Below are 22,692 nucleotides of genomic sequence, written 5' to 3' on the forward strand. Positions count from 1 at the left end.
TTACTCCTAATGTAAAGTGATATAAGTTGCCGCTAAGGTTTTATTAATTCTTGCTCGCAACTGAATAAATTCCGCTGCAGCTTTTCGTTGCAGACTTGCCTTAGCTAATAACTTCACTCGTTCAGCACGAGGTTTATGCTTACACAACCCCAAATAACCCAAGCAATTCTCCGTAAAGTAATAAATTGACCCGTTCACCATTTCACGGTTAACGTTTAATTTTTGTTTAATCTTCATACACCACCTCTGAATCCACTTTTAAAAAATCATTTACGCTAACAGGTAAATTAAATGCGCTTGCAATCGTCTTAATTTGCCGTATAGCGTTACCAATTTTTCGCCTATCTTCTATGTCGTAATCACGCAAATGCCGCTTAAACTCAACGCTAGCCGCTCTCGCCACCGCCGTTTTTTGCATTAACGTTAACTGTTCAAAAAGTCGCTCCGCCGCAAAATCTGACTCGTTGTAAAGTCGATGAAATGATTTAAAAAACTCATCTTTTGCTAAATTTGCAGCAGTCATAGCCAACCCCTTACTTACCTAATTTCCCAAATAACCAACTCAAAAACGTTGGCTTGTAGTGCAATGCTTCTAATGCTTCCACTCGATCTAACAAACTTTCGTTTGCTAAATTGATAATCTGATTGTTGCTTGCAATATGTGCATTCATCCGATTTTGTTGTGCGACAGCTCGTTCTAACGCTTCAATACGTTGTTCCAGCTTGATAAGGTTGATACGTTTCTTCTGTTGCTTAACGACTTTGTAGCGATAAGGTTGTTTAATCATTGTTCAAATCCTCGAATTTAGGGTGCAAAAAACTCGCCCTTTGTGAAAAAGGCTATAATTTGCACAGTGTGTTAATTAAAAAAGAATTACGACTGTTGTTCTGCTTCGAACATATCTAACGTTTTATTGTCTATCTGTAACAACGGCTTATTTATTCGCAATGCTTCTGGTCGCTCATGATATGTCGGCGTGAATACACGCATAATCTGACTTTTTACCTCAAGTTTTGTCCCGCAGTTATTACAATAAAGGGTAGTACCAATGACGAGTAACCCTACCTTTTCCGACGTCCTCACTCTTAAATTTGGACTCCCGCAGTTTGTGCAGCGATGATCGATATTTGCCATTATTTACCACCTTGTTTAATAAGTTCATCAACAAACCCATTAATCCATTGAGAAAATGACGCTTTGATGAATGCAGAAAATTTCTCATTGTCATCTGGATTAAAATCTTGATAATGTTGTGCAAGCTTAACTAGTACTAATAATGTCAACAGCTCGCCTAATAATCTTTCGCTTTTTTTAGCTAACGCATCTAACGCAGGAGCAAAAAATGCAAAATGACGATAAAAACTTATCTCGCCATCAAGCGGTAACCCAAACGACCGCAGCAAACATAACACCTCCAAAAAAGAAACATTTTGATAAATCGGTCTTGCTCTATTTTTATCAGGCATTGCTTTTATCACTTCAACAATCTGAACACCATCATCTAACTGATAAAATTCTTCGCCAATTTTACGAATTAGGTTTAAATAATTGGTTTCAGCCTGCGGATATGGCTTGGTTTCTGTGTGAGCAGCTTCGTAAGCTACATGATCAAGGGAAACATAAACAAGTCGAGCAACTCGTTCAGCTTGCAATTTCAATCGATCCAATGTTAGAAGCGGATATACCTTTAGATAATTACCGTCCTGTTGATTTAATGAATCCTTATTATCGTCAGAAGAATAAGGGGTAGAATTTAAAGATTTCATTTACACCACCTTTTTACCGTTACGCTAAAATCATTTGTATTAACACAAATGCTATAAAAGAAACTAATGTTGCGAGGTACGCTATGCTTACATGGTTGTTACGATTTCTCATCTTTATCCTTAACTGGTTTATTTTCCCTTATAAAACTTTATGCTATGCTAAATTTCCATTTAACCCCATAAGGGAAACATCTATGAGCAATGATGAAAATGAAATTATTGAGCTGACCGTCAAAAATGAAGAACAAGCGAACCAACTCAAAGCCAAAAGCACTATTCTTGATCTCTTAAAACCGCTTTTAACTTCAAATCAACGCTCCCTACTCGAGCAGCTTTATGAACACGTACGCTACCAGCACTTAGAGAACTTTGAGCTTGAAGAAGATCAAGCAGAAGAGTTTGAAGCATTATTTGACGAGCTTGAATCTTTTCTCGACAAGTAAAGCCATAATCAAATAAGCTAAAATCTAAACGATACTGTCCATCTTGATTACAACGCACAGTAAATTTTCCGCTTACCAGCCCAACGTGATTATCTGTTGGGCTTTGTTTCTGTTTTTTGCATTGATTACACATATACACCACCTTAAATTTTGTTAAACTGTATTCCCCAATCTATCTAACTAGGAAAAATTTATGGATACTAAAAATTTAGAAGCTCGGTTAGAAAAGTTAGAACAGCAAATACAAAAACGCATTGATCGCCAAAATTTATTTGCTACCATTATTTCTCACCAACTAGAACAACTATCACTTAATACTCATCTTTTAATTTCGCTCTTGCCGCCGTCGGTCGATCTAGAGCCTCTTTCACAATTTTATCTAAAGCAGATTGAAGATTATCAACAGTTAAAACAGCAGCTCTCACCTGATGACGACACTGGCAGGGATTACCTAAATACACTGATAACCGATTTACAACAAATACATTGTCAACTGACCGAGAAAAATTGACTTTCGTGTTTAACGCCTTACTTGTAGGGCGTTTTCTAATTTTTGCCATTTACACCACCTAAATTTTGTTAAACTTTATTCCTCAATCTATCTAACTAGGAAAAATTTATGGATACTAAAAGTCTTATTGCTCCTTTTTATGTTGATTCACCTTTGAAGATCTCTTTGAATACGGATTCTGGAGAATTAATAGTGAAGAGTTATCACTTTTTATCAGACGGTGGACAAATGGAATTTCAGATTCAGTTCTCACCACAGGCAACACAAGAAATGATTCGGGCATTGGCTGTTTTTCAAGAGAAAATCGACATAGATGCTTTACTAAATGCCAAGCCACATACTGCACAATAGAATTTTTATACTTTCCCCTTGTAGGTTTTAGGGGATTTTTCTTATTCATATACACCACCTTTCCTTTATAAACTTGCCTTAATCGTGTCCCAATCAACATCAGGACGGAGATCTCTTGCGGTTACTTCACCGTTAGTTGCTTGGATAATTCCTGGAATATATTCAATAGAGATTTTTGCTTTTCCTGCAGTCCATTTGCTAACAGCTTGTGATGTAACACCACAAATTTCAGCTAGTTTTGTTTTACTTCCACAAATAAACACTGCCTTTTCGATATTAAGTTTCATATCTCACACCTAAAGATTAACTAAAATTTCATATAATATAAAACTAAAGTTTTGTATGGTCAACTTTTTTTTGACTTGTCGAATGAAACTTTAGTTATATAATTCAAAAAATAGAGGAGATTATTTATGCAAAGTTTGGCAGAACGTTTAGAAAAAGAGCTAAATAGACAAGGTATATCTATGTATGCGCTTGCCAAAATGATTAATGTTAGTCAACCTGCGATTGCGAAAATTGTAAAAGGGGAGACCAGAGATCCTAAGAACATAGTGGAAATAGCCAATGCACTAAATGTTAACCCTCACTGGTTAAAAACAGGCGAAGGAAGTCGAGAAATAACAACAGCGATCTCGCCTATTACATCATTGGTTAGTAATAACGAAGATGAAGAGCATACCTACCAAATTGACCGCCTAGACGTACAAGCTGCAGCAGCAATAAATGGCATTACTAATCAAGATTATCCAGATATTATTCAGTCAATTTATTTTTCAAAACAAGGTTTGATTGAAATTGTTGGCAAAAAATCTACTGACAATGTTTATTTAATTACGGTGCCAACTGACAGCATGGCACCAACAATCAATAAAGGTGATTTAGTCTTTGTAGATACCAAAATTGATTATTATGACACTGAAGGAATTTATATTTTTTCGCTAAACGGTGATTTATATATCAAGCGTTTAATGCGATTACCTACCAATGTTTATAAAGCGATTTCCGACAATAAACTTTATCCTGCATTTGATATATCTGATGACTTGTTTAATACCGCGAAAATTGTCGGAAAGTTTATTCGAGTTTTACCCATTAATGCAAAGGAGCTTTAAAATGAAAAAGCTAGTTTTAATTATCAGTAGTCTATTAGTTTTGTCTGCCAATATTACCAATTTACAAGCTAAAGAGTGGTACGAGGAAAAAGGAACATTACATCAATCTACTATGAAAGAATGGTGTAAAGCTAGTGATAAAAATAAGTTAGCAACAGCAGGTGATTTAGTAGCTGTTGGCTACAATAATAAAATATATCAAGATGAGCTTATGCAAGCCTTAAATACACATGACATTGATGGACTCAAATTAATGGCTGAAGAATTAGTAAAAGGCTTAGATAGTTCATCTTGTAATGGTAAAAAGGCAAGTAAAGAAACAGCAACTACAAAGGTTAGTGATATGTCTGCAATGTTAATCACTATGATGGGATGGATTAAGAAATAATAATTTTGGGAGAAACATATGAAAAAACTACTACTTATCATCAGTGCATTATTATTAACCCAGTCTGCATTAGCAGATAATTTAGATAAATCTAGAGATAAAGTTAAACAAATTTTTGTTAGTAAGCAAGAACCGACAGCTATTGATGCTGTTTGGACTAGCGATAATGTTTTTAAAGTCGGGGTTCATGATGATGGTTCTAGTAGAGATGGCTATGCAGAATATGTTTGTCAAGTGCTTTATGAACATGGCTTTAAAGGTAAAAGTGTTCTAGTGCGTGTTGTTGATATAGATAAAATTGTACAAACTGGTGAATGGGTAAATCTTGGAACAGCACAATGTAATTAATTAAATAAAAGATGGTATCTATATGAAAAAATTACTTCTTATCATCAGTGCATTATTATTAACCCAGTCTGCATTAGCCGCAAAACAAGAATATAGCTGCGACGACGGCAAACGTTATTGCAAAGAAATGCGATCATGCGAAGAAGCGAAGTTTTACCTTAACCAATGCGGAGTAGGGCGTTTAGATCGCGATAAAGACGGCGTACCGTGTGAGAGTATTTGTAGGTAATAATAATGACAACAAATTTAAATAAAAGAATAAATGAAGCTTCTAAGCAAAAAATTTCAGTATCTTTAGAAACTTACAAGCACAGACCATCTCCTTACAACAAGAAAGATACTGATTATAAAAATACGGTAAAGAAATGTGATGATAACAATAATAAAAGGTGATCAACAAAATCACATATTAAACAATTATGTAAAAGGTTTCGCTTTCTTTTATTGTGAGCGTGACGACTATACTAGCCGTCACCGTCCAAGTCCATATAAAGAGAAAGATAAAGATGACCAAGATAGAATTAGAGAATAGTAAAAGAGATCTATTATTCGATATTAACCGTTCAATTCGTTACAACGCAAAACGGTGTAAATTTTTTGAGTGTTTAAATCGCTTTGTTAATTTTATTGGGGTAGTTTTTAGTTCTAGTATAATTTACGCAATTACTCAAGAATATCAGTTAGCAGCAACACTTTTCGGCGTTGTAGTTACAGTGTCTTCTAGTTTAGCCTTGGTAATAGGTTTTGGGGATAAAGCACGGGATCATCGCGATTTTATTAATGATTTTTCTCAATTGCAGACGTTACTATTAACTAGTGAATTATCTGAAAAGTTAATCAATGATGTTACTGCTAAAATGCGTGAACTTGATAGCAAAGAGCCGGCAGTACTAATAGTTCTTGAGCAGATTTGTTATAATGAACAGTTAATTGCTGATGGATTTACTAAAGAAAGATGTTCAAAAATTTCTTGGTATCAACGTTTATTAGCTCAATTTTTTGATATACGTTCGCATAAAATTTTTGAAAAACTAGAAAAATAATATGTTATTCCTTGTTAGGACTTAACTCAAACTCCACATTACTTGTATAGCCGCTATCGTTTAAATTATGTGTAACTTGAGTAACAATCCATTTACTACTATCAATTTGTCCCTTAAAGCCAGCTAAAACCGCTGGCATTTCAGGGATTAATTCAGGTCTGCCGTAAGCAAGCGTTAGCGAAAAACTGGCAATGCCTCGCTTCATTTTATCAAACGCTGCCTTAGCGCTATTGATCGCACGCTTTTCTGAATCATAAGTATGGCGTAGCGTTTTCATTTGATTAGCATCGCTTTCAACTGGCTGATGCTGAACTAATACTTTTTGTTTGTTCTTACTGACTTTCCCCGTTTTAGTGATAATGTTTTTGCGTTGAATTTCGGAGTGCTTATCAATAATCACTTCGCCTTTTTCCCCTGTATTTGTATTGTAATAATAAGCACGCACTGCACTATAATTATCCCCCTCGGCAATATTAAAACGATAACTATCGCCCGATTGTTTTGTAATCAAGATTGAGGGCAACGGCTTACCGTTAGCGGTTTTCATTTCGCCAGCATAGAAGAACATTAGATAACCGTTTTTCACCGTGGCGATAGCGTCATATTCTTTCGCAAGTCGCGTGAGTAAATTAATCGTACTTTCATTTTGCTGATCTAAGTGTTCGATAGTTTGCTCACCAAGTTCTTTATCGCAGAGTGGTTTTAATTTGTTTTCTGCAGCAAGCTGTGCCACTAAATCTTTAATTTTTATTTTATGGAATGAACGCTCTTGCTTTGTTGTTAGTGAGCCGAATAGATCTGCCGACCTTGCTCGCAAAACAAGCGTATCAGGTGGACCACTAAACTCAATCTCGTCAACTTTATAACTACCTTTATCGACTAAGCCTGTATCTTTAAAACCAATCGCTAAATTAATGGTTGCCCCTCGACTGGGTAATACTAGCTCACTATCGTGATCGCTTAATGTAATATCAAGTTGATCTGCCTCAAAGCCGCGATTATCGGTAAGCGTGAGCGAGATTAAACGCTCGCTGACAATGTGCGTAATATCTTTTTGCGTTTTGTCGTCTTTTGACGTAACAACAACCTTAAAAATGGGTTTGCGATGATTGCTATTAAAGAGATCACTAATAATATCAATCATAAGTAATCCATCACTTTTTGCACGAGTTTAACAGACAGTGGATCATCTGTACGCTTTAATGTCATACTAAAATCAATTAAACGTGGTGCACCGTCCCCGAATAACTCTGTCCGCTCTTCACTAATTTTTTCAATCACGAAATAACCTATCAGCTCAAACGTTGCGCCATCAATCAACGGGTAAGCGTCGCCCAAATCTGCCATAAGTTCCAACAGTTTAATGCTAACTCTTCCGCCCGTAACTTCTGGCGCTAAACGCCCGCTAATGGTGATAGTTTCGCTTTCTTTGCCAATAAATTGAGTTTTCGGCATTAAGCCAATAACGTTATTTGTTGGGTGCCGCCAAGATGATTCTCGGCTTAATGATTGAAAGGGGATTGTTCGCTGCATAAAAACGAACAATCCAAGTGAAGCAAGTGCGAAATTTTGAAACATTGCTATAAATCTTCCGCCATTCTTTTGCAGACAATATAGAGATCATTAGGTGAGAATCGCCAGCTTTGATTAAAACCTAGTGCCGCGGCACAAAATTCTGAACAAAACCACTTATTAGCAGATTGTCGCCATTTCAAGACAACGCCAATCGCACCAAGCCAGTCATAATCTTGCCCTTTCACTCCATTGTAAAAATAATCTAAATAACGTTTATCTAAATCAATCGGCACAAAATCCCATTTTTCTAAATCTAGTTGCATTCGCTTATAACGTACACCGCCGTCCCGCACCGAAGCAGAGAAGCAATGATAATCGCCTTCCTTAGCGCGATAAACAATTTCGCAGTGCGAATACTTCCCCTTCGTTGTTTTACGCGTTAACCAATCGCAAAACCTCGCCCAGATAGCGGATAAGGATTTTCCCGTTTTTTGCCCTTTGTAAAAAGCGATATAGATATTATTCCTCTGCATAAATCTCACTCCAACCTGTCGAATAATCGTAATCACCTGGATCATCACTTGCTAACATCGCAATGCGGTGTTGTTCTGCGTTTGCAAAATTAGCTTGTTCCATCTGCAAAATCGCTAATGACAACTTATCAAGTAATGTTTTATCCATTTCAACAAACGTCCCGTCCATTGTTTTCCAATTTAATGCTTCGAAAACCGGTAACGTCCGCATAAATGTGTACTGTTGCCGACTTGGCTCGTTTGTGTGAAACCACTTATCGACGCTAGCAACATAAACGCCGCTATGCGTCCTTTTATAGCGCTCCGCTTTAATCCTTTCCCAAACCGCATCTTGCCGCTGTTCAATCGGAATAATGACGGGAGGCGCATCAACAACTTGCCCATCAATATATAATTTATTCTGGTTAACAAGTTGCTGTTGTAATGTGCCGTCATCTTCAAAATACAGACAGTTCGGGTATTGTTCCCGCGCCATTTGTTTAGCTTCATCATAATTTGGTGCAGTAACCCCAATCACATATGATGTTTCGCGTTTTCCAGTTTCTGGATTGATAATAATTAAATAATCGTTTCTCATTCTGATTGACTACGTTCGATTGCTTTTTCACGCCATGACATTAATTCATCTAAATACATTTCATTAAATGCAGTCGGTTGCCAGTGAAAGACCGTTGCAATATCTGCAATCGCATCATCAACGGTCTGCGGCACTAAAATCACGCCGTTTCGAGTTGATCCGGTTTGATAAAAAAAGTGATAACGCTTGTCGCTAATTCTGTAAAATCAACAATATCAAGCGATTTAATTTCCACTTCTGTTAACGCTGGCGAGGTAACGCGAGGTAATAACTTCGTAATTGCGTCAACATCAACATTTAACACATCAACTAATTTCAATCCCTTTAACGCAAAGACATTTGGCTTATTAATCACAATGTCTGTAATTGTGTTTTCGCCACGACGAATACCTGCAGTTAATGTTACTGTTTTTTGATTATCTGTTTTTACTTTAGTCATTTTTTAATCCTTAAGTTGTAATTGAGAAAAGCCCCTTTGCGGGGCGTAGGGTGGTGTAAAAATTAGATTCCGATTGCCGCTCGGTGGTCGGCGAGTTTATCGTCACCATCAACAACATAGATCATATTCAGCATATCTATTTCAACGACATCACGACTATTTTCAATGAGCTTGTAATAGGTTAATGAGGCTTTAAATGTTTGTTCCGTATCATCGCCAGCCTTACTATTGCCCGGATCAATTTCGGTAAAACGCCCGTGCATTACAATTTCAATCGGCGTTACCTCGCCGCTATCATCCTGCTGATATGCGCCAGTAAAACGTAATTGCACGTCTGAGATATTTTTGCCAAATTGACGAAATAACTCTGTCATATAACCGCCCATCTTGATTTCCGCTTCCAGCTTTTCTAAACCAAGATCAACGTCAACCGCACCAATCATTCCGCCGGAACGATACTCTTCAGATTTAATTGCCAGCTTGGGTTGCGTAACTTCGGTAACTTGTCCTCGATAGTTATTACCATCAATAAACATATTCATATATTTTAGTTTTCTCGGCATTGCCATTTGTTACGCTCCTTATGAATTTACTCGACTAACAAAATCAACAAGATAAGAATCGGTAAAGCGTTGATTAAATTGCAACTGTTCTAGTGGCGGTACAGGTGTATAGTCATAATCAATAATTAACTTACCGTCTGATAGATTTTCTTTCGAATTTAGATCTGCAGTAATCCAAGCATTACCGCCCATCAACATGCCTTTATTTGTAAGATCACGCCATTTTGCTTTGATGCCCTCGATAATGTCTTTCACTAACGTAACCGACATATCTTTATCCATTGCCCAGTCAAAGGATTGTGCAATTGTATCTTTCAGCACTTGTGCCGTGCGGGTGTAAACCTCAAATTTAAATTTCGGCTCATCAGAACAAGTACGCAAGCCCCAGAAGCGGAAGCCGTTATAATTGATACAACAAGTAATCCCTTTTTCATTCAAGAAATTAACGTCTGTTGAGCTGTCGTTAATATCAAAATAAATTTCTTTGGTAACGCCAGACACGCCGTTAATTGCCTTGTTAGAAATAGATGTATGCCAGCCTTGCTCTTTGTCTAAATAAGCACGCACTGCTGCAGCACGTACTACTGCATAATCCACTTCATTTTTTAATGTTAATGGATTGAACGAAATAAAATCACCGAAAATTAACATCACTTCACGCTGTGCGAAGTTTTTACGGTAAGTTAAAACTTGCTCTTTGGTGTTACAGCCGTAACAAGAGAGATAAGCAAATGCGTTCATTTTTGCCGCCAAGGCAGCCAATTCAATCGCTACTTCTTTGGTGTCGTGTTTTGGTACGCATAAAATACGTGGTTTAATGCCGTATTTGACCGACGCCGTGAGCAACGCTTTCATGCCAGTGTAATTACCGTTTTCATCTGTTGTACCGATAATATTGGCGTTCATTTCTGATTTGTACTCTTCTGCTTCTGTTGATTCATCGTGCGTTGATTCTGGCACACGCACAACAATCACTTTACAGTTAACAATATCAGCAATGCCATCTAACGATCTTGCTAGCGTGCCTTTCGTGCCAGCTTTTGCAATATAGGCTTGTGGGTTGGTAAGTAATACAGCTTTATTTAGCGGAAAAGTATCATCGTCAGCATCTGATGCAGTGGCGACTAGCCCAATGATAGCAGTAGATACCATCTGAATTGAGCGAACGCCCTCAGTAATCTCGTTGACTCTGACCCCGTGTAGGTATTCTTCGGACATAGCAAATCCCTGTTTGTTGTTGATAATGAAGAGATATTGCTATTGTGATCGTCAGCTAATTTATATGCTATCTAATAAACCTGTGAAATGACTTATCACATTACAGAGCTTGTAAGTTAGATACTAAAAAAATAGGAGAAAAATTATGAGATTACCAAACGGCTATGGCAGCGTAATTAAATTAAGTGGAAATAGACACAGACCTTATTTAGCCCGAAAAACAGTTGGTTACGATGCAAACCCAAGGGGGAAGCTATTTAGGAGATAAACCAATTTGTTACGCTACACTAGCAATAACCGTTAATAAAGTATTTGCTGCTATCCCGTATCAAGTTGAAGGCGGAACAGAAGTAATGGGAGCTCCAGAAAGCATTGTTGCTTGGGGTATAGAGAAAGCCAACAATAAAACTCAAATTTGCTTATTAAATAAAAAAGACTGGTCAAGACCATCAGATTATCAATTTTTTATTGCATTTTGTGTATAAACAGTGCCTAGCCCTTGGCTAGATACCAAGACTGATCCAAGCAACTTTACCCCCATTCTTTAATAGTGATGGGTTATCTGTATAAGCAATAAAATTAAAACCTCCTAGCGAATAATCTTCTTGAGTTTTTGTTAGTTCGTATTGCATTGTTCCAAATGTAAATTCACCATTACAAAATAGATTTTTAGTACCATATTTAATGGGAAGTGATACTTGAGTTACAGACCATGTTTGATTGTCTATATAATTAAAATAATGAACAAACAATCCCCCTTGGATAATTAGCCCGCCATAAAGTGGTCCTAAGCTTATCCACCAAGCGTTTGGATTTGCAAAATCATATCTAATACCAAGCGGGTTATTTCCATTTTGCCCCAATAAATTTGCAATGCTTTTTAATCCAGCAATATTACCGGCTAATAGAGCAGATATAGCTGATACAATATTACTAAATGACTTTGTATCGTCTATCTGAAAATCAGCCGCTTCTAACTTAGCTTTTCCACTGCCACCGTCTGTTTTATATGGTGAGTTGAACTGAAAATGGAATATGTTATTTTCGTCGTCAGCCCAGATACCATCAGCATTTTTTGAGTTTTTTGCTGAGCTAAGGTCGCCTCCCGGCATTCCGTCGTTAAACATCAGCATATTACTGTTTATGTTTAAATCGCCTATGACACCTACTTTTCCGTTTGATAGTGTCAATATTTTGTTTGAGGCCGTAGAGTTGTTATAAAATATATGCCCACTGGTCGAACAATAATCAAGATAGTCTGCGCCGTTTGATGTTGATGAGATTTTACGAGCGTACAGCTTATTACCAGCGCTAATTGTTACATCACCGTTTACTGTGCCGCCAGTATATAAATCTAGCTTATCTATCGCATCAATTCTTGTCCACTGCGTCCAAGATTTGGTATTTTCTCCATTGTATTTGCGTAAATAAACGTGCTTATTGTGCAAGCACGTGTATCGTTGTAAAAGACCTCCTGAATTAATCACCTCTAATGACCCTGCTTGAGTCTCTGGATAGTTTTTATCTAGTGTTGCTCGTGTGGAATTACTTTGTGTGTAGATACCCGCTGTTCTTATATCGTTAAGGTTTTCATCAGTACCGATATTTCTAACAACAAAATCCTTAATTCCGTATCCGGCAAGAGTAGTAGCTGGTGATTGCTTTCTATTGGCGAGGTTCAACGCTTCGACACCTTTGTCATATGCTGTTTTAGCTGCATAGCTTGTTGCTACTGTGTCACTGCTAGTACTGTTGACTGCATTTGATTTTTTACTATTTGGGATGTAATTACTCAGATTTCGAGTAATAGCGTCAATTAATGCTTTTAAGGCTTTACCCGCTTTTGCGGTTAAACTTAAAGTTTCGCTGTCACTATCTAAAGCGCTTGTAAGCTGCACGATACCGGCTTGAGATGTTGTTGCTTTATCTATTGCATGTGTATGACCTGTCATATCAACAGCATTTGTTGTATTTTCAGTGATCCCTTTTGGTTTCACTTCAAGTCTAGTTGCATAAACAGTTGTGCTATCAACAGTTAATTCAACGTTATCTACTGATTGCACTTTCAAGATAAGTCTAATCAACAATGATTGACCGCTTCCGCTAGCTAAGATCGGTTTATATGTTTCAGGGTAGTTTCCGACAGCAATTAATTGATCTCTATCGTTATACACGCCTAATTCTCTGATATACCATCCCCCAACATCTGGTGGTATGTTTAGTTCAACAACTACATTTTGTGGATTTTTTGTATCTGCAGCGACAGATGTTACTGTGTTACGATATACTTCATTGACTAGCTTAGTTTGAGTTCTTTTCGGTACAACAATTGCACCATTCCCATCTCCAATTGCGATTTTTTTTATTTTTATAGTACCAGCGTCAGATATTGCTTGTGCAATATCTAATTCACCTTGTGCGGTTAAAATAGAGTAATATTGTTTTTCCATATTTTAGTCTCGCGGATAGATTTCTGTTATTGTTCCTGATGTGATAGTACTTGCTACGTTTGTGTCGCAGATGTTTGTTAATGTGATAATGAGTTGTCGTAGTGTGCGTGATACTGGTTTTGTGTTATCAATTAAGCGTAGTAATTCTTTATTTAGCTTTTCAGTTAATCCTGATGCGGGCACTTCAATCGATAATCTAAATGTTCCCGCTTGTGCTGCGGGAGTTTCTTCAAACCATTCCGTCAAATCGGTGATATAGCCAAACGGCTCAATAGCACGCTTGATTGCTGATATTGTGCCTTTGTACTTGTGCGTTCTGAATGCATTACGAATGACTTCGCGTTTCTTTTCTTGATTCCAACTTTCTTCCCAATAATCGACAGACAATGCCCATGCCAAGAAAGGGAGTAACGGTTCTGGGCATTTGTCTGCGTTCCACAAAATCGAATAGTCCACATCCAGATACTCAGCTAATGCACAAATTTGAGCTGCTTTTTGTTCTAGCTGACTTGAGCCAACGGGTAACAGTGTTTTAGTCATCTGATTCTGTGACCTCCAAATTGATGGACTCACAGTAACCAGCCTGGTCATGTGCTAGCACAATGTTTTGTGTTGGCTGTGTTACTTCAACGCGTTGTACGCCTTCAACGTGTAGTGCCGCATGGATTGCAGAGATATTAATATCTTTACCAAGTCTTAATTGTCGACGAACAAATTCATTAATTCTTTTTAATGCTTCGGCTTTAATCGGTTCTGACTCTGGTCCCTTGTAGGTGTATAGTGTCGCCTGTATTTGATAATTTTGGATTTGTACCGATTGCACGGTGACACGGTCAGCAACAGGACGCACATTTTCATCATTTAATGCAATGCGAACTTTATTTAAGAGATCTGCTTCTGCGGTTCCGTTGCCGTTATATGACAAAACAGACACAGTCACATAACATGGCTGTGGTGAGTAAACATCAACATCCGCAACACGTCCATCACTCGATAAAGCGTGATATTCATAACTTGACTTTGCGCCAGCGGTGCTAATCGAATCAAATGCTAATTGAGCGCGATAGCGTAATGCTTCATCGCCTTCTAAAATTTCAGGAATTGGTGGATTGGCAGTATTGTCTGCTTGTTGGATAACTAAACGTGCTACATTGTAATTAGCGGCGATAGCATCAAGATCTGCACCAGTTGCGTGTGCCAGTGATACGGCTAATGCACCGTTATTAATACGTTGTCTAAGCAATAACTCTCGATAAGCATTTTCTTGTAATAGCTTAACGATTGGCTCGCTTTCTAACTGCAATCGTTGTAACCAAAAATCTTTGTCTTCTTGCTTGTCGTATAATGTAATAAATGCTTGTTTCCTTGCTTCAAAGATCGCTTCAAAATTTAATGCTTCTAGGAAATCTGGCTGCGGTATCTTGGATAAATCAATTAATGCACTCATAACGTTAAGCCTATTTTTTGATAGTTGATGTTTTGTTGATTACGTTTAAGTACGCCACTTAGATCTGCGACAAATTTTTGATCTTGCAGATAGACCTTAAATGCTTTTATGTCGATACGCGGCTCCCATTGCTTTATTGCAATAATGCAAGCCGCAGACATTTGCAGCATTAGCGCTTGACTTAACGGACGATCGATAAGTTGATAGAGATAACTGCCGTATTCACGCCGTTGAATTCTTGAGCCAACGGCCGTAATTAAAATATCGGTAACAGACTGTTTAATATGTGCTATTTCATCGGTGATTTGTGTGCCGTTACTTTTGTTCATTATTGCGGTTCCCCTGTTTTTCCACCGCTATCTCCTGGGTGAATGTGCTTAACTAGGCTAATGCCTGACGCGACTACATCACCATCAACTGTCACAGTTCCGTTGATGTGTACATTGCCGGTACAGTTGACTTGCGGGGTATCAGCGGTAACAGATTGACTTGCTTCAATCTGTGCTGTTGCAATACCGCTTGCGGTTAAAGCGTGCGTTTTTTGGTTGTATTTGATGACGGCGTTATCAGCGAATTTGATAACGTGTTCATCAGGACTATTGCTCGGAGATTGATTTTTTAAATAGATACCAGTAATAACCACGCCTGTATTGAGTTCGCCGCTCGGCGCAAGCAATAAGCATTGTTCGCCGACGGTTGGCGGTGACCAAGTGATGGTTGTTCCTGCACGCAAGGTTAAAAATGGCAACCAGTCACTAATTATTTGTCCCGATTGCACCCTTGCTCTTGCTTGTTGATAATCCACGGCGTGGATAACGCCAATCTTGATTAAGCTTTCAAGTCGGCGAATGATGTCTGCGATATTCATACCGCTATTATTGAGAGGATAAAGAGGGTAGGCGAGCTGATAAGATTGTGAGATTGGCTATCACAAATAGATAAAAAAAGGAAAGTTTGTTCACTTTCCTTTTTGGTTTGATTGATTAATTATTGGGTAATGTGTTGCGTTTGTGTGCTTGCTTGATTAAACGGTTTAATTTCAGCAAGCGCAATAGCAATTTTTTCTTCTGTGATTTGTGCATCGTAATGTGTTTGTAAGTTTAGCCAGCTTTGTGCGTCTGTGCTAAAAAACGCGGCTAAACGTAATGCAGTATCAGCAGTAATACTGCGTTTACCTTGCACAATTTCATTAATTCTACGCGGCGGCACATTAATAGCTTTAGCCAGCGCATATTGACTAATGTTTAGTGGGATTAGCCAATCTTCTAATAATATTTCACCCGGATGCACTAGTGGCACTTCACGATCTTTCATATTGCCTCCTTAATGATAATCCACAATCTCAACGTTAGCAGCGTGTCCATTTTGCCAGACAAAGCAGATACGCCACTGATCGTTAATTCTGATACTATATTGACCGACTCTATCACCTTTTAAAGCTTCCAAATGATTAGCTGGTGGAATACGTAAAAAAGCTAAGTCTGTCGCTGCATTAAGTTGTTGTAATTTTCTCATTGCAACACGTTCAAAAGTGATAAACCTTTTTATCCTTTTTCCATTAAAAAATTGTTCTGTTTCTTTGCAGCGAAAACTTAATATCATTATTAACGCTCCTCGTTATTAATTGATGGTATGATAACGTTATTCGTTATTAAACGCAACACTTTTAATCTCTATCTGACAATAAACTACGATTTTTTGCTTGTTGTTGTCGTTGTATAGACTCAATTTCTTTTCTTACCGCTGCCGCGATTGCTTCTGGATTGCCGTTTTGCACATTGATATTTATTGACACTTGTAAATTAGTGGCTTTTTGATCATGTTGATACTTATGATCATTGATCTTATTTTTTCGTTCATCAATTTTTAGACTTGGTTGTGATAGTACAATTGGCCGCGGTAATGCGACTTGTGGTTGCGGTAGCACAGTTGGTTGTGGTAGTGCAACTTGTGGTTGTGGTAGTGCAACTTGTGGCTGCGGTAGTGCAACTTGTGGTTGAGCAAAAGCCACGCTACTTGCTAATCCTGCAGCAACCATTCCTGCTTTGGCGGTTTTTGCTCTGTGTAGCGTTGATAAAAAGCCAGTGCCTAGACGGGAAGTCGCTTCTTTATTAAAGACAAACTCGCCACGATGCACAATGCCTGCAGGATCATATTTGCCACCGCTACCAGTATAGCCGCCTGTTGCTTTTTGTTGTGTTAATACCCCTCGCATAGCTTCATCCATTAAAATATTGGTACCACCATGGAATTGTTGTACTGCTTTTTGTAGCGATTCTTGTTCTGCTTTTTCTTTAATTTCATTAATTTTTGTTTCTGCCTCGGTGGAGAAGCCGAGTTTTTGTTTAATCCAATCGACTTTTTCTTTAATGAAATTGGTAACTGCACTGAATTTATCTTCAATACCTTTTTTGAGTGAAGTTACAATATTTGTGCCAAATTGCACAAAATTATCCGGCAGTTCTATCCCAAAATATGACATTACTTTAGCTAAAGCTTTGTAAAATAGCCCGATGGGTGACCAATTCACAATAAGCTTTCCAATTTCACCAATTCCACCGTCGAACGCGGCTTTGATGTTTGTCCAAATTTTCACAAAAAAGTTCTTGATTGGTCCCCAGTTTTTATAAATAAGGTAGCCAATGGCTGCTAATGTTGCAATCACTGCTACAATAGCAAGAATAATAGGATTCGTCATTGCAAATAAAGAAATTGCCCTAATTAATCCTAAGAATTTACCACCTAATGAAAGCACTATTCCGCCAACTTTTAGAAATCCTAACCCCATTCTTGCGATTGGATAAAGCATAAAACTTAGCAAATTACTTAAAGCCCCAACAACAATTAACGAAGCTCCTAAAGTACCACCCCATTTTATTAAACTAACAACAAGATCTTTATTATTTGTTACCCATTGTCCAATAGATTTTGTTACTTTCGCCACAATAACAATAACTTCCCACATACCTTCAACGATTGTAGAAATTCCTTTTCCAACATCATTTGCCCATTTTTCTAGCTCTCCATTTTGTGCCATTTGATCAACAGCATCTAGAACGTTTTTTAGTTTCCCTTTTAAAACATCAAATGCTCCAGATTGCATTATCATATTCTGGAATCTAACCCATTGATCTTGTAAGTTAGACCAAATACCAATCAATGTTTTTGATTGTTTTTCCATTGCATCGGCGTATTTTTCATTCCAAATTCTTTTTAAAGTTTCCTCGATTTGTTTACGGTTATTCTTATTAACTTTTGCTGTTCGTTGTTTACCGTTGCGGTCTGTATATTCATACTCAATAAAATTTGTTCCTTTAATAGCATTTCCTTTAATACCAAATTCTTTTAATCGCTCATTTTCTCCTGTAACTGCATCAGCAATCGCTTCTACCGCTTGCATAATAGGTTTTCCCATTGCAGAAGATGTATCGCCTAATGTTTTTAATAAACCATTAGTTGGATCCATTCCGTAAGCCCTTAATCGTACAAAACTTTCTGTTACTTCGCCTAACTCATATGGGGTTTTAGTAGCAAAATCACTGATCCAATCCATACTTTGTTTAGCTTTGCTTTGGCTGCCTTCTGTTGTTTCTAGCACTGTTTGAAATTGTTCAAATTGAGCTGCTGTTTTTGCCATACCTACGACACCACTTCCAGCAGCATAACCAGCACCAACTAACCCAGCCCCCATTACCATTGAGCGTTGTCCAAAATTAGCAAGACGTTCACTGCCGCTTTTTAACATTGCTACTCGTTGTTGATATTTCTGCTGTGCGGCTTTGGTTTTATTTAATCGTTCTAATGCTTTTTTCTGTTTGTCGATTTCTTTGGTTGCTTGGCTGATTTTGTTTTTTGTAATGAGTTCTTCTGTTCCTAATCTCTTAACATTGACTCCGCTTTCTTTCAGCTTTTGTTGTAAACGACGTAATTCTACTAATTGCAATGCCTTTTCATGGCGACTGGCTTTTAATGCGGATTTTTCGGCATTAATGGCTTGTTTGCTAGCACTAAGGGCGTTTTTCTGTTTTTGTAACTCTTGTTCTAGTCGATTAATGGCTTGGTTGGCAAACATTGCTTGTGTGCTAAGTTTAACGTACTCACTACTATTACCTAGCCCACCTTTGCTTAGTGTATTTTGTGCATCAAAGATTTGTTGTAATTCTCGCTTTTTCTCTTTAATACTGACAATTAAGTTATCGCGACCGCTTTTGAGTTTTTCGTGTTTTCCTTGTAAAGAGGTAATTTTTTCATTGTATTTCTGAATGCTTTTTGTACTGTTATCAATATTCGCTTTAAGCCGTTGGAAACCATTAATTTGTCCTTGAACTTTTTCTAATGATTTGAGGCTATCTTTGCTTTCTTTAAGTGCAGTTGCTAATTTCTGACTGGCTTTTTCTGCACTTTTAAGAGGTGCAGAAATTTTATCAATCGCATTTAATAAAACGGTAAGTTGTAAATTGTTCATAAAAACCTACTTTTTAATTGACAATATTTTCAGTTTAGTTTGATAATGGCTTAAACAAGGAGTTAATTATGGTCAGCCTAATTTTAATATCTATCTTTTTTATTAGTCTGCTAGCCTTGACAATGGTGATGTTACCTTTTGCCACAGGTCTAGTTCTTGCTGTTCCTTTCATTTTTCTTTATTTGTTAATGATTGCTTCTATCCTTTGGTTATTTGACATTAATGTCTTTCTAGGTTTAGTTGCGCTTATTTTTTATTGTTATTTAGCCCACCTTTTCCAGAGAAGATGTAAAGCAACAAGTTAAAATTAATCCTTATAATTTTTAAATTGAGATTGCTCATAGTTTTACCCTGTTTTGGTTGACATCATTAATATTACTATCAATAATGTAATAAAACGATTAAGGAGAAATTGAATTATGTTCAGCATCTTATTAATTTTCTTCTGGATTCTTATAGTCATTTTTTGTGTCGTTTTTGTGCCACTTGGTCTTTTATTCGGTATTGTTTTAGGTACAAAAGATCAATATGAATTTGCTGTAACACGTAAAGAGAAAGTACAAGCGTTATTAACCCCTTTAATGCTTGCCTCGCCTTTTATCTATTACAATTTTATTAATGACTCTTTATGGCAAGCAGCGTTATCTCTTTTGTTTATCCCTATCGTCACTGAAGCTATTTTTACCAATGCTAAAAGGTAATCATTATGGAGCTAATTTATTTTGTCCTTTTACTTATCGGTGTCGGTTTTTCATTAGCATTTGCTTTTACTGCGACTTTTGCGATGATTGCAGCAGCAGTTTATTTATTGCCTCTCGTTGTTGCGATTGCGATTCCTTTATTTATTCTTGTCTGTATTCTGATTGGCATTGGAGTTTTGGCTGGCTGGATTGGTGAAACAGCAACTTTCATTTTGTTATGTATTTGCGGCTTAATCTATTTTTTCAGCCGTAAAAAGCCTTAATTGTTCCAGCCTAACCCCTGAATAATTAACTCTTCTACTAATGATTTATCTTGTTCCGTAAACCCTAATAATTCCCGCTTTGCGTATTGTGTTGAGATATTACGTTTCTCATTCACGACACCACGTTTACCCAGTTGATGCACAGCAGCAATATTTGCTGCAGATCCACTAAATCCGACAGTAACTTGATTGGCTGTACTTTTTGCTTTTAAGTAACGTGCCATTTTTAATTTTACAAACATTTTTTGTCGTCTAATCCGACCTTTCTTTTTTCTTAATTTTTTACGCGGAATAAAACTTGTGCCATCTGGATTTTGTTGATTAGTAATGCGTTGGCGTTGTGATTGTGCGATTTTCTGCCCGATATTTTTTGCGAGATGACGTCTAGCTTGCGGTGATAAATTAGCGATTAAAGTGCTTAATTTATTGGTTAATTCATCAACGTTATCCATGATGCTCACCGTCGGTCGAGGTAATAAATTCATCTTTGATATAGAGCTCTAATCGCTCAAGTGTTTCATTCGCTGCGATTGGCTCTGGTAGATAAGTGATTTCTGTGCCTTTTTCGGTTTGTTCAACTTTTACGCGTTCGGTTAATTTGATTTTGAGTGATAAATCTTGGGTAGTTTTATTAATCAAATCAGTTTCAAAGGCGATTGCATCTGGGCGTTTTGCTGGATTGTCAAATAGCTCATTCTGATTTTTGCGTAAGTAGGCGAGCAGCGGCACGATAATGATCGCCACATCTTTATCAAAATCAGTAATGATAATATTTATGGTATATTGATATTCATAACTTAATGATTCTGCATTTGTCGCGATAATATGCCCGTCATCAATAAATACTTGTAGCCTGTCTGGATTATTACGTAAATACGGATAGGCTTTTTCAATCACTTCTCTTAGTTGTGCTGGTTTTTTCATTTGCGATATTGCTTCTGTTGCTGTTCGTAAATAGTTTGACAGTCAATGCAACGTGTCACGCCCTGTAACCTTCTTCTATTTTCTGGGATAGGTTCCTCACAATCGATACAGTGCGTTAAACTTTGTCTTACTGTTTTTTGTTGTCGTTGTTGCAAGTTGTAGTCACGTTCTAATTGTGCTAATTCGTTCGCTCTATCAATTTGATCCATTATTCAATTTTTCCTTCAACTCTAATCCTAAAGTACGGTTCATATGCGGGGTTGTTTATATTCATTAATGATTCAAGATTAAAATAAATGCTTTGTGCTATATACAAGATAAATTCTGGAATAAAATTAGCCGTTGCAATTGTCGGGGCAATGCCATCAATCTCACCTATATAGACAGGAATACCGAATAATTTCCCATAATGTGTAAAGCCTTCGGAGAGTAATTCTTTTTTTGTGTAGTATTTCAGTAATGCCATTTTATTTCCTATTGATTAAGGCAATTGATTAATGATTGTTTTTCAATTTTGCAGATTTCAATCGTATTTAATGCGTCTGCTAATGTTGTTACTAGATCGCCATTAGTTTTAATTTGTACGTTTGGTGTTTGGCATTGATTGCTTTGTGGGCAAATCAGATGATTAGTTGTTGGCTTTTTCGGTGTTGAGCAGGCGGCTAATGTCATCAGGCACAGGCTGATCACGCCAGTTTTTATTGTTTTCATGTTGTAACACCTCGTTAATTTGTTGCTTTTGTTTCGTTGCTTGTTGCTGTTGTTGTTCCAGTAATCCCAACAGGCGCTGTTGTGATTTCTTAAATTGTTCAATTTGTTGTGTTGTTTGTTGTAATTGTTGAGTAAGGTCGCTGATTGTTTGATGTTGTCGCTTTGTTTTGTCGTAAAGCGTGCTGCTTATGGTCGCTAACATTACAAAAACAAATAACAAAACGATTTCAATTAGGGTAGTTAGTTTAGGCATAACGCACGCTCCTTGTTTCGGCGTTGGATTAAGCCGTTTGATTTTTGCCCAGCAATATAGACCCAACGGGCAAACTGATCGCACATTGCTGGCGTGTAGCCTTGGCGAGCCATCTTAAATAACGTTGAATTTTGTAGTTTTGTGCAGCCAACGTTAAACGTAATAGACGTTAAAGCGTCAAATGCACCTTGCGGCATTGCTTTTCCGTTCGCAAATTGATTCACACATTGTTCAGCGATTTTTATATCACTGACCCAGCGTTCTGCGATTTCTTGCAAGCTGTATTTACGTTGTTCTATTACTTGTCCGCTTGCTTCGGTTGAGCCTATGCCGACAGTCAAAACATCATTTGGGCATTGGTAAGGTTGTTGCACACAGCCCTCTGCATTGCCAATTAACTCTAAACCTTTTTGTGATGTTTTTATTTCATTAGCAAACTGGCTTAATACAATGGCGATAACTGCTGTTACGCTGCAATATTTAATGACTATCTTCATCATGATGTTGTTTCTTTAGTTTTAATTCTTCGCTCTTGAAATACCAGTTAATTAAAAATGTGGCGATACCAAGCCCAATCCCAATGAGCGATGCCCATTCGTTGATAGATAAGCCGCTAAAAAAAGAGAGGACTGCACCCCAATATGCGTAAGTCGTTGAATCTTTCATA

General features: G+C 37.4%; 43 protein-coding genes. 13 read left to right on the forward strand and 30 right to left on the reverse strand.

The features are described from left to right. Window positions 1-6: 6 nt before the first annotated feature. The 5 genes from PF272_RS05945 to PF272_RS05960 all read right to left on the reverse strand — a co-directional run bounded on the left by PF272_RS05945 (window position 7) and on the right by PF272_RS05960 (window position 1,767). Window positions 7-237, reverse strand: a complete 231-nt coding sequence (locus tag PF272_RS05945; protein WP_271142023.1) for a hypothetical protein — start codon at window positions 235-237, stop codon at window positions 7-9. Beyond that, window positions 227-523: a hypothetical protein gene (locus PF272_RS05950; protein WP_271142024.1), complete on the reverse strand. Its 297-nt coding sequence runs from the start codon at window positions 521-523 to the stop codon at window positions 227-229. Before PF272_RS05950 ends, PF272_RS05945 begins: the two co-directional genes overlap by 11 nt. 10 nt (window positions 524-533) lie before the next feature. Then, window positions 534-788 carry a hypothetical protein gene (locus PF272_RS05955; RefSeq protein ID WP_271142025.1) on the reverse strand — a complete coding sequence of 85 codons (255 nt, stop codon included), beginning with the start codon at window positions 786-788 and terminating at the stop codon, window positions 534-536. A gap of 86 nt (window positions 789-874) precedes the next feature. Then, window positions 875-1,135: a hypothetical protein gene (locus tag PF272_RS12980; RefSeq protein WP_413789429.1), complete on the reverse strand. Its 261-nt coding sequence runs from the start codon at window positions 1,133-1,135 to the stop codon at window positions 875-877. Beyond that, window positions 1,135-1,767 (reverse strand): hypothetical protein, encoded by a 633-nt coding sequence (locus PF272_RS05960; RefSeq protein ID WP_271142026.1) that lies wholly within the window; start codon window positions 1,765-1,767, stop codon window positions 1,135-1,137. The genes PF272_RS12980 and PF272_RS05960 overlap by 1 nt, the downstream gene beginning before the upstream one ends. Before the next feature lie 194 nt (window positions 1,768-1,961). Between PF272_RS05960 and PF272_RS05965 the strand changes: the two genes are divergently transcribed. The 3 genes from PF272_RS05965 to PF272_RS05975 all read left to right on the forward strand — a co-directional run bounded on the left by PF272_RS05965 (window position 1,962) and on the right by PF272_RS05975 (window position 3,072). Then, the gene (locus PF272_RS05965) at window positions 1,962-2,210 is read left to right on the forward strand and encodes a hypothetical protein (RefSeq protein ID WP_271142027.1); all 249 of its coding nucleotides are present in this window, start codon (window positions 1,962-1,964) and stop codon (window positions 2,208-2,210) included. A 193-nt stretch (window positions 2,211-2,403) separates the two neighbouring features. Next, complete coding sequence (locus PF272_RS05970) at window positions 2,404-2,721, forward strand: hypothetical protein (RefSeq protein ID WP_039088910.1); 318 nt, start codon at window positions 2,404-2,406, stop codon at window positions 2,719-2,721. A gap of 108 nt (window positions 2,722-2,829) precedes the next feature. Beyond that, the gene (locus tag PF272_RS05975) at window positions 2,830-3,072 is read left to right on the forward strand and encodes a hypothetical protein (RefSeq protein WP_271142028.1); all 243 of its coding nucleotides are present in this window, start codon (window positions 2,830-2,832) and stop codon (window positions 3,070-3,072) included. Window positions 3,073-3,137: 65 nt separating this feature from the next. On the opposite strand, the gene PF272_RS05980 is transcribed toward PF272_RS05975, so the two are convergent. Beyond that, entirely contained in the window at window positions 3,138-3,359 is a 222-nt protein-coding gene (locus PF272_RS05980; RefSeq protein WP_271142029.1) for a transcriptional regulator, read from the reverse strand. A 126-nt stretch (window positions 3,360-3,485) separates the two neighbouring features. Here PF272_RS05980 and PF272_RS05985 point away from each other — a divergent pair, with 126 nt between their 5' ends. The 6 genes from PF272_RS05985 (at window position 3,486) to PF272_RS06010 (ending at window position 5,966) form a co-directional block, all read left to right on the forward strand. Next, window positions 3,486-4,187 (forward strand): XRE family transcriptional regulator, encoded by a 702-nt coding sequence (locus PF272_RS05985; RefSeq protein ID WP_271142030.1) that lies wholly within the window; start codon window positions 3,486-3,488, stop codon window positions 4,185-4,187. A 1-nt stretch (window position 4,188) separates the two neighbouring features. After that, on the forward strand, window positions 4,189-4,575 hold the full coding sequence (locus tag PF272_RS05990) for a hypothetical protein (RefSeq protein ID WP_271142031.1): 387 nt from the start codon (window positions 4,189-4,191) through the stop codon (window positions 4,573-4,575). Window positions 4,576-4,593: 18 nt separating this feature from the next. Continuing rightward, window positions 4,594-4,923, forward strand: coding sequence for a hypothetical protein (locus tag PF272_RS05995; RefSeq protein ID WP_271142032.1), 330 nt, complete (start codon window positions 4,594-4,596; stop codon window positions 4,921-4,923). Window positions 4,924-4,945: 22 nt separating this feature from the next. Further along, window positions 4,946-5,152, forward strand: coding sequence for an excalibur calcium-binding domain-containing protein (locus PF272_RS06000; RefSeq protein ID WP_271142033.1), 207 nt, complete (start codon window positions 4,946-4,948; stop codon window positions 5,150-5,152). A gap of 5 nt (window positions 5,153-5,157) precedes the next feature. After that, on the forward strand, window positions 5,158-5,316 hold the full coding sequence (locus PF272_RS06005; protein ID WP_271142034.1) for a hypothetical protein: 159 nt from the start codon (window positions 5,158-5,160) through the stop codon (window positions 5,314-5,316). A gap of 113 nt (window positions 5,317-5,429) precedes the next feature. Further along, window positions 5,430-5,966: a hypothetical protein gene (locus PF272_RS06010; protein WP_271142035.1), complete on the forward strand. Its 537-nt coding sequence runs from the start codon at window positions 5,430-5,432 to the stop codon at window positions 5,964-5,966. Between the two features lie 4 nt (window positions 5,967-5,970). Here PF272_RS06010 and PF272_RS06015 read toward each other — a convergent pair whose 3' ends face one another. The 8 genes from PF272_RS06015 to PF272_RS06050 form a co-directional block, all read right to left on the reverse strand. Further along, window positions 5,971-7,110, reverse strand: coding sequence for a phage late control D family protein (locus PF272_RS06015; RefSeq protein ID WP_271142036.1), 1,140 nt, complete (start codon window positions 7,108-7,110; stop codon window positions 5,971-5,973). After that, window positions 7,107-7,544, reverse strand: a complete 438-nt coding sequence (locus PF272_RS06020) for a phage tail protein (protein WP_271142037.1) — start codon at window positions 7,542-7,544, stop codon at window positions 7,107-7,109. The genes PF272_RS06015 and PF272_RS06020 overlap by 4 nt, the downstream gene beginning before the upstream one ends. A gap of 2 nt (window positions 7,545-7,546) precedes the next feature. Continuing rightward, window positions 7,547-8,014, reverse strand: a complete 468-nt coding sequence (locus tag PF272_RS06025; protein WP_271142038.1) for a hypothetical protein — start codon at window positions 8,012-8,014, stop codon at window positions 7,547-7,549. Further along, window positions 8,001-8,591 (reverse strand): DUF4376 domain-containing protein, encoded by a 591-nt coding sequence (locus PF272_RS06030; protein WP_271142039.1) that lies wholly within the window; start codon window positions 8,589-8,591, stop codon window positions 8,001-8,003. Before PF272_RS06030 ends, PF272_RS06025 begins: the two co-directional genes overlap by 14 nt. Further along, complete coding sequence (locus PF272_RS06035; RefSeq protein ID WP_413789430.1) at window positions 8,588-8,725, reverse strand: GpE family phage tail protein; 138 nt, start codon at window positions 8,723-8,725, stop codon at window positions 8,588-8,590. The genes PF272_RS06030 and PF272_RS06035 overlap by 4 nt, the downstream gene beginning before the upstream one ends. 5 nt (window positions 8,726-8,730) lie before the next feature. Continuing rightward, window positions 8,731-9,030, reverse strand: a complete 300-nt coding sequence (locus PF272_RS06040; protein WP_271142040.1) for a phage tail assembly protein — start codon at window positions 9,028-9,030, stop codon at window positions 8,731-8,733. Window positions 9,031-9,092: 62 nt separating this feature from the next. After that, a complete protein-coding gene (locus PF272_RS06045; RefSeq protein ID WP_271142041.1) occupies window positions 9,093-9,599 on the reverse strand; it encodes a phage major tail tube protein in 507 nt (168 codons plus the stop codon). Window positions 9,600-9,611: 12 nt separating this feature from the next. Continuing rightward, on the reverse strand, window positions 9,612-10,811 hold the full coding sequence (locus PF272_RS06050) for a phage tail sheath protein (protein WP_271142042.1): 1,200 nt from the start codon (window positions 10,809-10,811) through the stop codon (window positions 9,612-9,614). A gap of 233 nt (window positions 10,812-11,044) precedes the next feature. On the opposite strand from PF272_RS06050, the gene PF272_RS06055 reads away from it, so the two are divergent. After that, the gene (locus tag PF272_RS06055; RefSeq protein ID WP_271142043.1) at window positions 11,045-11,296 is read left to right on the forward strand and encodes a hypothetical protein; all 252 of its coding nucleotides are present in this window, start codon (window positions 11,045-11,047) and stop codon (window positions 11,294-11,296) included. Window positions 11,297-11,314: 18 nt separating this feature from the next. On the opposite strand, the gene PF272_RS06060 is transcribed toward PF272_RS06055, so the two are convergent. From PF272_RS06060 to PF272_RS06095, 8 genes are all read right to left on the reverse strand, one after another. Next, entirely contained in the window at window positions 11,315-13,261 is a 1,947-nt protein-coding gene (locus PF272_RS06060; RefSeq protein WP_271142044.1) for a phage tail-collar fiber domain-containing protein, read from the reverse strand. Window positions 13,262-13,264: 3 nt separating this feature from the next. Further along, window positions 13,265-13,801: a phage tail protein I gene (locus PF272_RS06065; protein ID WP_271142045.1), complete on the reverse strand. Its 537-nt coding sequence runs from the start codon at window positions 13,799-13,801 to the stop codon at window positions 13,265-13,267. Then, window positions 13,794-14,708, reverse strand: a complete 915-nt coding sequence (locus PF272_RS06070; RefSeq protein ID WP_271142046.1) for a baseplate assembly protein — start codon at window positions 14,706-14,708, stop codon at window positions 13,794-13,796. The genes PF272_RS06065 and PF272_RS06070 overlap by 8 nt, the downstream gene beginning before the upstream one ends. After that, the gene (locus PF272_RS06075) at window positions 14,705-15,037 is read right to left on the reverse strand and encodes a GPW/gp25 family protein (protein WP_271142047.1); all 333 of its coding nucleotides are present in this window, start codon (window positions 15,035-15,037) and stop codon (window positions 14,705-14,707) included. Before PF272_RS06075 ends, PF272_RS06070 begins: the two co-directional genes overlap by 4 nt. After that, window positions 15,037-15,576, reverse strand: coding sequence for a phage baseplate assembly protein V (locus PF272_RS06080; protein WP_271142048.1), 540 nt, complete (start codon window positions 15,574-15,576; stop codon window positions 15,037-15,039). The genes PF272_RS06075 and PF272_RS06080 overlap by 1 nt, the downstream gene beginning before the upstream one ends. Window positions 15,577-15,695: 119 nt before the next feature. Continuing rightward, on the reverse strand, window positions 15,696-16,022 hold the full coding sequence (locus PF272_RS06085; protein WP_271142049.1) for a HigA family addiction module antitoxin: 327 nt from the start codon (window positions 16,020-16,022) through the stop codon (window positions 15,696-15,698). Between the two features lie 9 nt (window positions 16,023-16,031). Beyond that, a complete protein-coding gene (locus PF272_RS06090; RefSeq protein ID WP_271142050.1) occupies window positions 16,032-16,310 on the reverse strand; it encodes a type II toxin-antitoxin system RelE/ParE family toxin in 279 nt (92 codons plus the stop codon). A 64-nt stretch (window positions 16,311-16,374) separates the two neighbouring features. After that, a complete protein-coding gene (locus tag PF272_RS06095) occupies window positions 16,375-19,173 on the reverse strand; it encodes a tape measure protein (RefSeq protein WP_271142051.1) in 2,799 nt (932 codons plus the stop codon). 68 nt (window positions 19,174-19,241) lie between these two features. Between PF272_RS06095 and PF272_RS06100 the strand changes: the two genes are divergently transcribed. From PF272_RS06100 to PF272_RS06110, 3 genes are all read left to right on the forward strand, one after another. Continuing rightward, the gene (locus PF272_RS06100; RefSeq protein ID WP_271142052.1) at window positions 19,242-19,478 is read left to right on the forward strand and encodes a hypothetical protein; all 237 of its coding nucleotides are present in this window, start codon (window positions 19,242-19,244) and stop codon (window positions 19,476-19,478) included. Window positions 19,479-19,592: 114 nt separating this feature from the next. Further along, entirely contained in the window at window positions 19,593-19,874 is a 282-nt protein-coding gene (locus PF272_RS06105) for a hypothetical protein (protein WP_271142053.1), read from the forward strand. Between the two features lie 5 nt (window positions 19,875-19,879). Further along, a complete protein-coding gene (locus PF272_RS06110; protein ID WP_271142054.1) occupies window positions 19,880-20,137 on the forward strand; it encodes a hypothetical protein in 258 nt (85 codons plus the stop codon). Here the strand turns inward: PF272_RS06110 and PF272_RS06115 are convergent. Genes PF272_RS06115 through PF272_RS06145 form a run of 8 tightly spaced genes read right to left on the reverse strand, consistent with a single transcriptional unit; the run spans window position 20,134 to window position 22,691 of the window. Further along, a complete protein-coding gene (locus PF272_RS06115) occupies window positions 20,134-20,589 on the reverse strand; it encodes a phage virion morphogenesis protein (protein WP_271142055.1) in 456 nt (151 codons plus the stop codon). The two genes, PF272_RS06110 and PF272_RS06115, sit on opposite strands and share 4 nt — an antisense overlap. Then, the gene (locus tag PF272_RS06120) at window positions 20,582-21,061 is read right to left on the reverse strand and encodes a phage tail protein (protein WP_271142056.1); all 480 of its coding nucleotides are present in this window, start codon (window positions 21,059-21,061) and stop codon (window positions 20,582-20,584) included. The genes PF272_RS06115 and PF272_RS06120 overlap by 8 nt, the downstream gene beginning before the upstream one ends. Beyond that, window positions 21,058-21,273: a TraR/DksA C4-type zinc finger protein gene (locus tag PF272_RS06125; protein WP_271142084.1), complete on the reverse strand. Its 216-nt coding sequence runs from the start codon at window positions 21,271-21,273 to the stop codon at window positions 21,058-21,060. The genes PF272_RS06120 and PF272_RS06125 overlap by 4 nt, the downstream gene beginning before the upstream one ends. Continuing rightward, window positions 21,270-21,527, reverse strand: coding sequence for a hypothetical protein (locus tag PF272_RS06130; protein WP_271142057.1), 258 nt, complete (start codon window positions 21,525-21,527; stop codon window positions 21,270-21,272). The genes PF272_RS06125 and PF272_RS06130 overlap by 4 nt, the downstream gene beginning before the upstream one ends. Before the next feature lie 8 nt (window positions 21,528-21,535). After that, the gene (lysC, locus tag PF272_RS12985) at window positions 21,536-21,772 is read right to left on the reverse strand and encodes an Rz1-like lysis system protein LysC (protein ID WP_413789431.1); all 237 of its coding nucleotides are present in this window, start codon (window positions 21,770-21,772) and stop codon (window positions 21,536-21,538) included. Further along, window positions 21,690-22,025 carry a hypothetical protein gene (locus tag PF272_RS06135; protein WP_271142058.1) on the reverse strand — a complete coding sequence of 112 codons (336 nt, stop codon included), beginning with the start codon at window positions 22,023-22,025 and terminating at the stop codon, window positions 21,690-21,692. The genes lysC and PF272_RS06135 overlap by 83 nt, the downstream gene beginning before the upstream one ends. Beyond that, window positions 22,013-22,525, reverse strand: a complete 513-nt coding sequence (locus tag PF272_RS06140; protein ID WP_271142059.1) for a lysozyme — start codon at window positions 22,523-22,525, stop codon at window positions 22,013-22,015. Before PF272_RS06140 ends, PF272_RS06135 begins: the two co-directional genes overlap by 13 nt. Continuing rightward, the gene (locus PF272_RS06145; RefSeq protein ID WP_271142060.1) at window positions 22,506-22,691 is read right to left on the reverse strand and encodes a phage holin; all 186 of its coding nucleotides are present in this window, start codon (window positions 22,689-22,691) and stop codon (window positions 22,506-22,508) included. Before PF272_RS06145 ends, PF272_RS06140 begins: the two co-directional genes overlap by 20 nt. Window position 22,692: the final 1 nt, after the last annotated feature.

It is taken from the genome of Gallibacterium faecale (assembly GCF_027920745.1).
In the GTDB taxonomy this organism is placed as follows: Bacteria; Pseudomonadota; Gammaproteobacteria; order Enterobacterales; family Pasteurellaceae; genus Gallibacterium; species Gallibacterium faecale.